Below are 12,769 nucleotides of genomic sequence, written 5' to 3'. Positions count from 1 at the left end.
TTAATCCGTAAGCATCGTAATATCTACCGACGGCTTAGGTAATTGCATCGCCAGAATTGCTTCCTTACATTCATCTACCATTTCTTTCGTCATCGTATATTGGGCACTTCGATAGTCTTTTACATGAAAAGTGCCTACTTTAAAGAAACCGTATTTATCAAAAAACTCGGTCAAGTCGACCTTGCTGACTTCACAGGCTTTTCGGACAAAATTCAGTTGATAGATCGCCGGATTTCTGTCCGGATTCTGGATAGCATGCTCCGCCGACTGCTGCCGGAATGTTTCAAATAAATCCGGGTAAAAGTTGGGGTTGTTGCCCACGGTTGTAAAGTAGATCTGCAATTGCCAGAGAGGTACGAGCCTATTCATCACGTCCGCATCTTCGAGGTAAGATATGCCTTTATGGATGATGCTGTCCCGTGCTTTTTCGTAATGATTTCTGTTACCCAGATTACTTTTCTGTCCTACGGATGTGGTGACGTACATGGTCATGACGTTGTTGGATACCTCGCCCATTCCTGCCCAGTTGAAGTAATTACGTAACTGGTGTACATGGCCGATCTCATGACTAAAGCCCCAACATGCACCACTTGTCATCAATAAATGTGGATCGATTAGCCTATTAAGTGCATATCCGGGTTTTGTACCCATATAAGCCACACCATCGCCGTCTCTGAACATGTAATAATTGTAGTTTACACGGGAGAGAATTTTATTGTCGGGAATGCGGTTATATTTCTCCAGGCCAATGATACGGAATTGCAGAGCAACTAACGTGTCATAATTATTGAGCAACTCGACACCCCTGCCATAGGCATATTTTTTACAGTCTTCTACGGGATAAACGATCTGGATGTGTTTGCCGAACGCATCGATGATGGGGTATACCGCATTGTCGAGCAGGCTATTCCAGTCTTGATCGCTATGGATACTGCTATCGAAATAACCGTTGACAGCGGCATTTACAAAATGAACCTGTACGTCATGCGCTTTGTCCGGGGTCTCGGAGTAGAAGTGAATATAAGCCAGGCCGTCAAAATTATTCAGCTCAACGATGTTGATGCCATTTTTCAAACGGAAGATTTCCTTTTTTATACCCCAGCCGTTCGGATCTTTTGTAGGGCTGATACCTTCCGGTGCCCGGCGATTCCAGTTTGGTACCCATAGAGACACTTCTTTGTCTTCCTGTATGCCGTCAACCAATACAATATGTTTTCCCTTGGGAAGATATATACCGGTGACATTTTCGTAACGACTATAACCATTGCCGATGGACAGCTTCTGACCCAATGTATTGGGTGATAATTTGGCTTGATAAGACGCTAAGCGGTACTGGGTGTTATAGGTGTCATTCAGAAGTCCTTCCGCCACGGTACGCATATCCTCATTTTTGAATTTTGAAAGGTCACTTTTTTTGAATTTCTTATTCAAGTGTGAGGCCAAACCGTTATCAAAATATTGAAGGTCATGCTGTATGTGGTTGATCAACGGTGAACGCTCCCGACCATTCAATTGTAGGGTAAGGAAGCCGATAATAAAAAAGAAACTGATTTTTCTTAGCATAGTTCCAGCGGGTTTGTATAAATGTCTCCTAAACTAATGCAAAATCGAGAGGTATTCAAATAGGAAAGGGAAGTCAAACGTTTGCATGCGTTGTAACATCTGTGTTGCAGATATCCGAAATTCTCTCCGGCAAAAGAAAGTTAAGTCTATCCATGATCCACCAGCTAAAGGAAAAGCTAAAGCTAAATATTCCTGCTGGGGTATTAATACAGATCTATAAAAGACTGTAGTTAAAAATACCTGTTTTCAAGTATTGCCTGATAGTGTGTGGACGATGTATTTTTGTTGATAACAAAAGAACTCAAACCAATCAATATATAGGCTATGGAAAAGAAGAATAAGTACAGTGTAAAAGGAGTTATTGGCATGCTCATCATGCTATTGGCCGTCGGCTGCTCGAAAGAAGATCCCGATCAGAAAGATGACGGCGATCAGTTCAACCCTAAGTTTGTAGACAGCAATTGGGGGCATTACAGTGGTGTATTAGTAGGATCGACCGGCTATTTTAACATCCTCGTTACCGGATCGGGAGTGAGTGCTGTTGTTGTCTTTGACGATGAACAGTATGAGATGCAAAGTAACTCACCTGTTCCGGAAAAGCAGAATTATGAAGTAAGTCTGTCCAAAGATGACGTTGTAATTAATTTTGTGGTAGACAAAGCCGGGAAAAGTCCGGAGGTAGAAGTGGAAATTCCCGATCATCCTTCGGTTAATGCCACGATCTTCAAAGCGGAGGAAGGTCAAACAGTTCGGAACTATCTGGGGTGGAGTAAATCGACCAACGGGCAAAATACGCATAACGAGACCTACAACATGACGATCAAGGGAAACAAATATGAAGTGGTGGCAAAGAGCGCCACTGACTCTTATAGTGAACTCGGTACGATAGAGTGGGTGGGTAAGGACAAGGTTAAGATTATAGCACCAGAGACTACTATCCTTGCCAATGTAAACCCACAAACGGGGGTGATCCACCATAAAGAAACCGGAGAGAATAATTATTCATTCGAGATACAGCTTACACCGCAAGATTTACTCCTTGACGACAATCCGGACTCGGATGATGACGGTGATGATTATGCTTCGCCAAAACCGGCTCCTGGAAGTTAAAGAGTCTAACAATTTTCCCAAAGTTTCGAAACTCTGGGTATATTTAATACGGATTAAATATACCCATAACGGATACATTGGGCAACAAGTTCGGCGGTGTTGCTGCAATTTGATTTTTTGAGGATATTTTTACGATGGGTTTCTATGGTATTACGGCTGACGAACAGTTTTTCGGCAATATTGTCTGTTGTCATCCCAAGAGCCAAATGTTTAATGATTTCGATTTCCCGTTTGGAGTAGGGGGAGTCGATGACAATGCCTTTGAGATCAAATGGTTCATAATTTGAAAAAACGTTGTCGTCGAATACATCCAGATCCATATAACTCGGCTCGCCGTCCAGGCCGATCAAAGAAAGCTTTCGGTTGTTGACTTGGGTGATATGGGTAATGTCCGTATGACAGCCGAATACTTTGAGCAGAGCACCATCTTCGGTCGTTTTCATGGTGATGGTCTGCAATAAGAACATGCGGTATCCTTTGTGTAGTGTACGCTCGCGCAGACAATAGGTAATCTTATACTTAACCATTTTTTCCGGCGGGACGCAGTGTTTTAAAAAATAAGCCACGACATCCTCACAACGCATCATAAAGGTAGCATCGTCCGGATGGACGAGGTTAATAAGGCGCGGCAGGGTTACCTCATCGGGAGGGATGCCTAATAGTTTGGTTGTGGAGGGGCTTACCACATCGAATGTCAATGTGGGCGAATCGATGACGTAATAGTAAAAGTCGCCCGGACAGAATAAATTGGCAAAGTAGTGGGCGATATCGGTAATGGCCGGAGCCATAGATTTTTTACCCAGATAGTTGTTGTGGGAGTGCCAGATGTTATAGATGGTATCGACTTTATTGCTCATAATTAAGTTATTTTAATCGGGGATATAGACGACACGGAAGCCGATATCGGCTTTTGTTTGTGTTTCACGATCACAATCTCTTGATATTATAAGTAACGACCAATTGACGTTATCATCCGAAAGAAAAGAACATATAAAATCTTGTCCTCTTATAACACGACGAGCTTCTTCTGGAGATTCAGGCGGTCCCTTTGGATTATCTTCGGGGCTGATTGAGTAATAATTTTTATTATACCAGTCGTAGCACCATTCTGCTACGTTTCCTGTCATATCGTATATATCTAATTCATTAGGTTGTTTCTCCCCTACAGGATGAATTTCGTGATGGCTATTTTTTCCATACCAAGCGACTTCATCAATATTGTTACTACCGCTATATTTATAAGCCTGAGTGTATTGTCCACCCTTGGCCGCATACTCCCATTCTGCTTCGGTAGGAAGTCTAAATTTACCGCCAGTTGTTTTGGAAAGCCACTGACAATATGCTACAGCATCCTTATAGCTCACATGCACAACAGGACAGTTTTCTTTACTATACTCTCCCGATTCATTGTGTTTCCAATTAATATTTTTTCTAAAGCGCCATTTATTATCCCAAACCTGGCTTTTCCCTGTTTGTTCCGCTGTAGTAAGATAATTAGTGCTTTCTATAAAAACTTTAAATTGTGCTACTGTTACTTCATGTTTTCCAATAAAATAATCATGTATGTTCACTTTATGTTCAGGCGTCGTATCATAGTACTTTGATTCTTTATTCTTACCCATTATAAAAGCACCTCCTTTTACGAACGCCATTGGCATACCCGAGACGTTGATTATACTATCTGCTTTGGTTCGTTTGCGCACTCGCTCGTGAAAAACCTCTATAGTAGGCAACCGCCCTGATAAGTCGTAAACTTCCCGATATTTATCCTCCAATCCGAGGATATCGTAGTTTTTAAGGTACAGATCACAGAGTTGACGCAGTTTCTCGAGCTGCTCGAAGCTGCCGTACGGATCAGCTTCCCATATCTTGCTCTCCGCCATAATGCGCAGGTGTAGGATATTGGGGGCGGATTTGCCGAGGAGTTTCTCGGTTTCGTCCAATAAGCTGATACAGGTCTGGTAATCCTTATCATAAAAAGCCTTTTCGGCATCCTCGTACTTGAAGCGTGCGACCGTGCTTTGGGCTTGGGTCTGTAAAGCGATTCCAATCCATGCCACGACAATCAGGACGATGCTATATTTTTTCATACTTTTTTATTTTTTTATCGGATTCCCCCAGAAATCCAATTCGGTGGTTTGTGTTTTTTGTGGTGCTGTAGTTTTCTTTTGGGGCTGTTTCGTAGTGGTTTCTTTCTTCGGGTTGATCGGGTTACCAAAGAAATCTAAAGCCGGTCCTGTGGATATGCGACTGTTGCCTTCGGTGTGTACGTTGAATCCTTTGTGTTCGACCGCTATGACTTCCATGCGGGCTTTTTGGGCGTAAGTGCTAAACTGCTCCCGATTGCGCTGCGCCTCCTCAAAAGAGGGGTAGGGGCCGTGGATAACTTCTTCCAATGGCGTGAGGGCATTCAGTTCTTCTTCTATTCTGGTCTTCATAGGCCAGGTGCCATCCGGATAGCGGCCCACGGCGAATGCATTGGAGGCATAGATCTTGCAGGTGTTTTCTTCTATCCGGCTGTTGTCAACTGCGTATACAAAGTAGTACAGGTTATTGCCGCTGGCTCTCGTCGATGACGTGGGCAGCTCGCCCGGTTCAAAATAACGAAATACCGAGGTACGTGCATTGCGCAAGGCTTTTTTTAATGCCGTGATACGTTCTTTTTCGAGTCTTTCCCGCTCTTCCCGTGCTTCCCGGATCGCTTTTCTTTTTGCAGCGCCTTCACCAATAGCCATCACTGCCCCTACACCCATACCGATCAAGGCACCTTTTGCCTGACCTACATTTCCGGTAGCAGTCGCTGCTCTGGCGAGACTACCGCTGCTTTCGAGTAGCCCCTTGCCCGAACTGTAGTCCAGCTGGCCGATAGCCTTATCCATTTCGGCGATGTCACGGTTTGTCTGCTCAATGCCCCGTTGGGCTTGCGCAAAGATCGCATCATTGTGGTCATCGACTCGTTTTCTTTCGGCAGCCTGTTCGGCTTTGTGGGCTCTCCGAGCATTTGCATTGCGAGCCCGCTGGGCCATCTCTGACCGATAGAATTCGTTGTTGTGTACTTCTGTGCCGCCGTAGTTTACAGTTTCTGTCCGGCCGTCTGCTGCCTTTTTTGTGACGGAATTGCCCCAAAAGTCCAGTTCGACCTGCCCTTGATTATTATTTTGTGCGACAGCAACGTTGTTATCCTGTGCTTGATCTTGTTTGGTGTTATTGCCTGATGTACCGTCAAAGTTATCGACCTTTTCTCCCTGCTGTTGCATCTTTTGCGCATTTTGCTGCGAGGCTTCCTGTTCTTTTTTCTTGTTTTTTAATTCGTCTATTTTTGCTTTTATGGCAGGGTCTTGCTTGACGCTGTAAGCGGCGGTATATTTTTCGATGGCCTCATCTGTTCTTCCGAAGGACTCTGCATTTTTGGCATCGGCCAGGAAGTTGTCAAGCTTGATCTTTATACTGCTCTCTGCCCATACTTTTTGGATATAGGTATTGATGTTTCCCAGACTAAATGAGTAGTCTGCCCATTTCCCCAGATTTCTGATAGAAACCTGTGGGTCTAAAGCGGAGAAAATATCCCTGACGGTATTCAGCTTGTTATCTTTGATAAATTTATTGAAACGCTCTCTATCCTGATCGGAATTGAACTTGACACTTCCAAAACTGCTTTTTCGGATTTGCCCATAATTTGCACCCTGTACTGCAAGGGACGCCGTGGCTCGTGCGCTGGCCTTGCCAAATTCGATATCTACCTCTATCCCGGAAATCGAATATCCTGTCGGAGGGTTGAGATTGGCTTCTGCAAAGGTCAACCGTTGACTGCCCCCATTGGGCAGGTTCATTACAAATCCTACATAATCAATGTTGAGTTCGACGTAGAGGGAAGTGGTAGCCGATGCTACCGTAGGGTTGGTCGTCCAATACCAATTGGCTAATCCGAATTTCAGTTCTAAACTATGTAGGTGTGGGATTTTGCTTTTGATCACTTGTTGGGTCACGTTAGAATAGAATAGATCCTGTGCAAAATTCGGACCCGTCACTACCCGAGCTGGATAGGTTTCCTGTCCTTGGACGTTGGTGGCCATGATAACTATACAGACGACCAAAATAGGTAAAAAAAATAGTTTCTTGATCATGGTAAGCATTCTTATTCATTTGCTTAATGTAAGTAGTACATTTTCAAATCACAAATGACACTTAAAGATATAAAATAATAAAGTTGTATAACAATACCTGTTTTCAGGTATTTACAGGTTGAGGTTTAATTCTGCATTTTGTATTAAAGCGTATGACAACGGTTTGTAAATTACCCCGGCATCACCCTATACGTCGGATCCTCTTCGATGTTAACTTCGATTATGCCTTTCGCGTTTTGTAAAAGATTGCGACAGTCTTCGCTCAAGTGACGTAAAACAATTTTTTTGTTCACACTGGCATACCTGTCGGTTATTTTGTGCAGGGCATCGATGGCGGACATGTCCATTACACGGGACTCTTGGAAATCAATAATAACTATATCGGGGTCATTTTGAATATCAAACTTTTCCAAAAAATTAGTGACAGAACCAAAAAACAGTGGTCCATAAATCTCGTATACCTTATATCCGTCCGGAGTGACCGACTTCCGTGCTCGAATTCTTTTGGCATTGTCCCAGGCAAAGACGAGTGCGGATACCACTACGCCTACTAACACGGCAAGGGCTAAATTATGCAGAACAACTGTAATACCTGCAACAAGTATGCCGACGAAAATGTCTGATTTCGGCATTTTGTTAATGATCCGCAGCGACACCCACTGAAAAGTGCTGATAGCCACCATCATCATGACACCCACCAAGGCCGCCATGGGAATCTGCTCGATAAATGGTGCGCCGACAAGGATAATCGCGAGTATGGTCAGTGCTCCGATGATAGCAGAAATCCGGGTTCTGGCACCTGCATTAAGATTAACCAAGGTTTGGGCGACCATCGCACATCCCCCCATGCCACCAAAAAATCCGTTGACCATATTAGCCGTCCCTTGGGCCATGGCTTCCCGGTTGCTATTTCCTTTTGAATTCGTGATTTCATCAACCATATTGAGAGTCAAAAGCGACTCGATCAAACCTACACCTGCCATGACAAGTGCATAAGGAAATATAATCTGTAAGGTCTGCCACTCAAATGGTACGCTGGGAATATGGAAAGTGGGCAGAGAACCACTGACGCTCGCGATATCGAAAACTGTTTTTGTGTCGATCTGCGCAAAGTAGACGATGGCAAATACAACAAGGATGGCAACTAACGAGGCAGGGATGGCCTTAGTGACTTTGGGGAGTAACACGACAATTAAAATGGTTAGGCCGACCAATCCCGCCATGGTATAGAGCTGACCGCCTTGCATCCAGGAAAATGTCGTTCCTTCATAGACTTTGAATTGCTCCAATTGAGCCATAAAGATGATAATGGCTAGCCCGTTGAGAAATCCATACATGACGGGTTGAGGTATTAGCCTTACAAATTTTCCAAGTTTAAATACCCCTGTTAACAATTGAATGATGCCGGCAAGGACTATCGTGGCAAACAAATATTCCACGCCGTGGGTCGCTGCTAAAGCGATGAGGACGACAATTGTGGCGCCAGCTCCTCCAGATACCATACCCGGGCGCCCACCTAAGATAGCGGTGACGATACCCATCAAAAATGCAGCATACAGACCGGTGAGTGGTGTCAGGCCTGCGAGGATTGCAAAAGATAGGGATTCAGGAATCATAGTCATCGCGACTGTCAACCCGGCAAAAATTTCGTTTTTAAAATTGATATTGGAATTATTTAAGGCAAGTTTACGCATAAATTTGACGTGAGATATTTAAAGTGTGTTTTCTGTAAAAAAAGTTTGCAGCAGATCGTTTTTTGATAGATTCCGAAGAGCTGACGTACCTGTTGTAACTAAATCCTCTGCCAGTTTAGATTTCTTTTTTTGAAGACCCATCATCTTTTCTTCGATAGTATTGGTACAAATCAAGCGGACGGCGATGACATTTTTTGTTTGCCCGATACGGTAACTGCGGTCAATGGCTTGGTTTTCCGTAGCTGGATTCCACCAAGGGTCCACGAGATATACATAATCTGCTTCGGTAAGATTCAAACCTACACCCCCAGCTTTCAAACTGATTAGAAATACACGGATACCCTTGTTTGTCTGAAAGCTATGGACTTTAGAAGCCCTGTCTTTGGTCTGCCCGGTCAAGTATTCAAACGGAATGTTTTTATATTCCAGTTGGGTTTTGAGTAGCTCCAGCATACCAACGAATTGGGAAAATACCAGTATCTTATGGTCTGCAGACTTGCTTTCTATTTGCTTCAGCAAAATTTCAATCTTCACAGCATGTTCGCCGGAGTGGCCTTCTTTCAACAGCACGGGAGAATTACATATTTGGCGGAGCTTGGTCAATCCCGTCAGTACGTGCATACTATTTTTATGAATCTCTTCCTCGTCGGTGGCGGAAATATAATCCCGTAATTCCCGTTCGTACATATCATATACCATACGTTGCTGCGCATTCATCTCGCAATAGATGACCATTTCCGTTTTTTCGGGAAGCTCTTTAGCAACCTGCTTTTTTGTCCGACGTAGGATAAAAGGTTTTATTTTTTGTTGGAGCTCTATGGCCCGCTTATTGTATTCAAACTTATCGATCGGAAGTGCATACGTATCTTTAAAATACTGTTTGCTTCCCAATAGGCCGGGACAGGCAAAAGAAAGCTGCCCATAGAGATCGAAGGTGTTGTTTTCAATCGGCGTTCCTGTCAATACGATTCTATTTCTTGCCTGTAAAAGCCGTGCAGCTTTGTACCTTTCTGAATTCGGATTCTTGATCGCCTGTGATTCATCCAAAAAAATATAATTGAAACGGTAGGCTTTCAGGAAACGGATATCCGAGAGCAGCATACCATAACTTGTCAATATCACCTCATATTGATCCATGTGCTGGATATTCTTCTGTCTGTCGTTGCCGTAATGCAAGTGTACTTTGATCGAAGGGGCAAATCGCTCGATTTCCTCCTGCCAGTTGAATAGCAGCGATGTGGGTACGACAATCAAATTGGTGTTATGTTGCTGTTTTTCTCTTTGCAACAAAATAAATGCGATAATCTGTATCGTCTTTCCTAATCCCATATCATCAGCCAAACAGCCACCGAAATTGAAATTGTCGAGAAAATTCAGCCATTTTAGTCCTTCATACTGATAATGTCGCAATTCGACTGTTAAGTCTTGGGGAACAAGTACTTCGGGGATTGACGTTTCGTCCAGAAGCTGCTGTGCATACAGGGCGATTTCTGCCTGAACCTCTTCGCTTAATACTTCTTTTTCAAATAGCGTAGCAACCTCGGTAAAACTGATCTTGGGGATTTTTAAAAGATCGTCTTCGATATTGCCTACTTGAAAATACCGGGCTATTTTTTCCACCCATTCATCCGGAAGAATGCCCTGTGTTCCGTCATCCAGTTGAACGAATTTGCTCTTGTTTCGAATGGTTCTGTGCAGCTGTCTAAGGGAAGCCTCCTTTTGGCCAAAGCGTACTTTCAATTGGGCATTGAACCAATCTACACCGCTAATGACCTGAATATTGATTTTTGCACGATGGGGGTTTAATGTGTTATTCTTCAGTTCGTTAAACCCTAATATGGTGATGTTTTCATTACGCCATACTTCAAAAGCTTCCAAGAACCATTGATCGCCAAAAAATTTATCCCGATGGAGATAGAAATATTCATGTTCCTCGATCTGCTCTTTAAAATGATCGTGCTGCTGCATAATGATTGTGGTCAGCTGAACTTCAGCGCTTTTGTTGCGCTCAATTCGAAAGACATTTCCATTATGATCGGTGTCGAACAATTGCTTGTGGGAGTATACGGGCACCTCCACATCCCCGTATTTTAGGACGGGCGTGATGGTGATGTAGTTGTTTTCCTGCTGTAAATAAATGATACGTTCCGTTTGGAAATTTTTTTCCGCCAATTGTGCTGGCGTAGCCGTATGTATATGGCTGTAGTGGATATGTATGTATTGCTCCAGCGATGATAATACTGTTTCGAGGAACTCTTCGTATTTGGACGCGTGGATGAGGAGGATTTCATTGTTTGACTTAAAGAATTTGACAACACGTAACAGATCAGGACTATCAAACAAGTAAAAATGATCCCGATAAGCCATAAAATATTCACTTTTCAGTACCACGTTCTTAAAAGGGAGCGCCCTATCATTGAACAGGATTTCCCCTGTGATTTCATAAAAAGGTTCTTTCTTGAAAACTGTCAGCTGTATCTCGGCTTTTAGTATCGCTACATTTATCGGGACCAAGGATTTGGCATTTATATGCTCCGCGATGCTACGATCGTGATAATAGGTGTCAAGTTCCAAAGGATTTTGAACGATAAGCTTCAATGCTTCCCATTCGGCCGGATTGAGATCTTCACTGTATTTGTTCAGAAAAGTCAGCAGCGCCGTATAGAACTTAATTTCTGTGGGATGTTGTGTCTTCCAGATCTGCGGCATCGGATCGATGTTCTCCACCGGATTTTTGATTTTACCGGACTGTGTCGTTTGGGCATCCATCAACAGAAAATGGATTTGGTTATAGTACCGGTGTTTGCTGATGACAAGAATTTGTTTTTTGGTGCTGTTATCTACCGGCAACCCACGGAATCCTGCTTTCCGTTGCGGTAATAAGTGTTGTTCGAAGACTTGATTATCGAGTTTTAATAATTCTTTTACGACAGGCTGTACATCAAGTTTGCCCTCTTGGTAACTGACCTGAAAGTAGATATCGAGATCAGGTTCATTTTCGAGACCATAATCTTTAGCCGTCGCTAATAACAGGCGACGGCGCATATCCTTGTCAAAGAAAATACGGTAATTTTTGTGTGCCAGAATACAGCTTATCACTTCAACCTCATGTGCACAAAGCTGAGGCAGGTTGTTCGCACAGGAACACGAGGTAATGATAGAATTATTCGATTGACTTACAGCTATTATAGGGTAATCAACTGTAGCGATTCTTTTTGTAAAAGCACCGGTATTGATCGCTATCGTAAGCGGGTAAATAGCTGAAAAATCCTGCTCTGTAAGGTCTGTATCGGAGGTGTGCTTGATTAAATCGTATGGGGAAAGCCTACAGATATCGGTGTTGTGTAAAATGTATTCTCGCGGTGTTGTCTCCATGATTATTACATTTTAAATCTATCCAACATACCCAGAAGTCCGGTCAATCCGCCGGTATGTACAAATAGAATACGCTCTCCGGATTGAAATGTATCCTGTTTGATCAAATCATGTAAGGCGTAAAGTGCTTTACCCGTATAAGTCGGTTCGATCAGAATCCCTGTTTTAGCCACAAAATCTTTGATAAAGTCAATAAGTTCGGATTTGGTTTTAGCATAGCCTCCAAAATGATAATCGGTGTGTAATACCGTTTGACCCATAGGAGCACAGAGCTTTTGCATCTCGTCAGCAATAAAGCTACCGTCTTTTAGTACGGGTATGACATGTAATTTACTGCTTAGGTTGTTCTCAGATAATGCCATAGCTATTCCTGCGGCTGTGGTGCCTGTCCCCGCTGCACAGAAGATATGAGAATATGTTACAGAAAGTTCGGTGATAATTTCGCGGCATCCTTTCGTAGCCTCTATTCCCCATCCGCCCTCGTCAATGAAATAGGCGTTATCAGTATCTGGAAGATCGGCAAACAACCGGTGCTTATCGCGATATTGTTCGCGCGAGACAAAATGAAGCTTCATTCCGAAGAGTTGACATAGGGTCAAAACAGGATTATCTACGATTTCTCCACGAATAAAAGCTTCAGTTGAATATCCAAATGTTGCTCCTGCACAGGCTGTTGCAAGGATATGATTGGACCATGCGCCACCGAATGTAACCAAATGACTTTTATTCGTTTCCTGTGCTTTTTTTAAATTATATTTCAGCTTTCTCCATTTATTTCCCGAAATAAACGGATGTATCAGATCATCCCGTTTAAATCCTACCTCTACGCCCTTCAGATCGTATAAAGGATGATTCATTTTTTGTTCGGGGCTATAGAAAGAAAAGTCCTGCATTTTGGGCAAA

Annotated in this window: 8 protein-coding genes; 1 reads left to right on the top strand and 7 read right to left on the bottom strand. The window is 43.2% G+C overall.

The window, feature by feature from the left end; all coding sequences use genetic code 11:
• A complete protein-coding gene (locus tag G5B30_RS08985; protein WP_165319651.1) occupies positions 1 to 1,563 on the bottom strand; it encodes a M60 family metallopeptidase in 1,563 nt (520 codons plus the stop codon).
• Positions 1,564 to 1,887: 324 nt separating this feature from the next.
• Here G5B30_RS08985 and G5B30_RS08980 point away from each other — a divergent pair, with 324 nt between their 5' ends.
• Positions 1,888 to 2,673 carry a hypothetical protein gene (locus tag G5B30_RS08980; protein ID WP_165319650.1) on the top strand — a complete coding sequence of 262 codons (786 nt, stop codon included), beginning with the start codon at positions 1,888 to 1,890 and terminating at the stop codon, positions 2,671 to 2,673.
• A 53-nt stretch (positions 2,674 to 2,726) separates the two neighbouring features.
• Here G5B30_RS08980 and G5B30_RS08975 read toward each other — a convergent pair whose 3' ends face one another.
• The 6 genes from G5B30_RS08975 to G5B30_RS08950 form a co-directional block, all read right to left on the bottom strand.
• Positions 2,727 to 3,530 carry a response regulator transcription factor gene (locus G5B30_RS08975; protein ID WP_165319649.1) on the bottom strand — a complete coding sequence of 268 codons (804 nt, stop codon included), beginning with the start codon at positions 3,528 to 3,530 and terminating at the stop codon, positions 2,727 to 2,729.
• Positions 3,531 to 3,542: 12 nt separating this feature from the next.
• Positions 3,543 to 4,763: a formylglycine-generating enzyme family protein gene (locus G5B30_RS17285; protein WP_206367065.1), complete on the bottom strand. Its 1,221-nt coding sequence runs from the start codon at positions 4,761 to 4,763 to the stop codon at positions 3,543 to 3,545.
• A 6-nt stretch (positions 4,764 to 4,769) separates the two neighbouring features.
• Positions 4,770 to 6,797 carry a hypothetical protein gene (locus G5B30_RS08965; protein WP_165319648.1) on the bottom strand — a complete coding sequence of 676 codons (2,028 nt, stop codon included), beginning with the start codon at positions 6,795 to 6,797 and terminating at the stop codon, positions 4,770 to 4,772.
• Between the two features lie 170 nt (positions 6,798 to 6,967).
• Entirely contained in the window at positions 6,968 to 8,491 is a 1,524-nt protein-coding gene (locus tag G5B30_RS08960; protein ID WP_165319647.1) for a SulP family inorganic anion transporter, read from the bottom strand.
• 18 nt (positions 8,492 to 8,509) lie between these two features.
• Positions 8,510 to 11,866: a DEAD/DEAH box helicase gene (locus G5B30_RS08955; protein WP_165319646.1), complete on the bottom strand. Its 3,357-nt coding sequence runs from the start codon at positions 11,864 to 11,866 to the stop codon at positions 8,510 to 8,512.
• 5 nt (positions 11,867 to 11,871) lie between these two features.
• Positions 11,872 to 12,723: a 1-aminocyclopropane-1-carboxylate deaminase/D-cysteine desulfhydrase gene (locus G5B30_RS08950; RefSeq protein ID WP_240903162.1), complete on the bottom strand. Its 852-nt coding sequence runs from the start codon at positions 12,721 to 12,723 to the stop codon at positions 11,872 to 11,874.
• Between the last annotated feature and the right edge of the window lie 46 nt (positions 12,724 to 12,769).

The sequence above is a fragment of the Sphingobacterium sp. SGG-5 genome, assembly GCF_011043525.1.
Classification (GTDB): Bacteria; Bacteroidota; Bacteroidia; order Sphingobacteriales; family Sphingobacteriaceae; genus Sphingobacterium.
The sequence above is the reverse complement of the archived record's forward strand: the minus strand, read 5'-3'. Positions and strand labels throughout refer to the sequence as shown.

Coding starts and splice junctions, on each gene's coding strand:
- G5B30_RS08985 (WP_165319651.1), bottom strand. CDS start 1,563: ATGCTAAGAAAAATCAGTTTCTTTTTTATTATCGGCTTCCTTACCCTA.
- G5B30_RS08975 (WP_165319649.1), bottom strand. CDS start 3,530: ATGAGCAATAAAGTCGATACCATCTATAACATCTGGCACTCCCACAAC.
- G5B30_RS08950 (WP_240903162.1), bottom strand. CDS start 12,723: ATGAATCATCCTTTATACGATCTGAAGGGCGTAGAGGTAGGATTTAAA.
- G5B30_RS17285 (WP_206367065.1), bottom strand. CDS start 4,763: ATGAAAAAATATAGCATCGTCCTGATTGTCGTGGCATGGATTGGAATC.
- G5B30_RS08955 (WP_165319646.1), bottom strand. CDS start 11,866: ATGGAGACAACACCGCGAGAATACATTTTACACAACACCGATATCTGT.
- G5B30_RS08965 (WP_165319648.1), bottom strand. CDS start 6,797: ATGATCAAGAAACTATTTTTTTTACCTATTTTGGTCGTCTGTATAGTT.
- G5B30_RS08980 (WP_165319650.1), top strand. CDS start 1,888: ATGGAAAAGAAGAATAAGTACAGTGTAAAAGGAGTTATTGGCATGCTC.
- G5B30_RS08960 (WP_165319647.1), bottom strand. CDS start 8,491: ATGCGTAAACTTGCCTTAAATAATTCCAATATCAATTTTAAAAACGAA.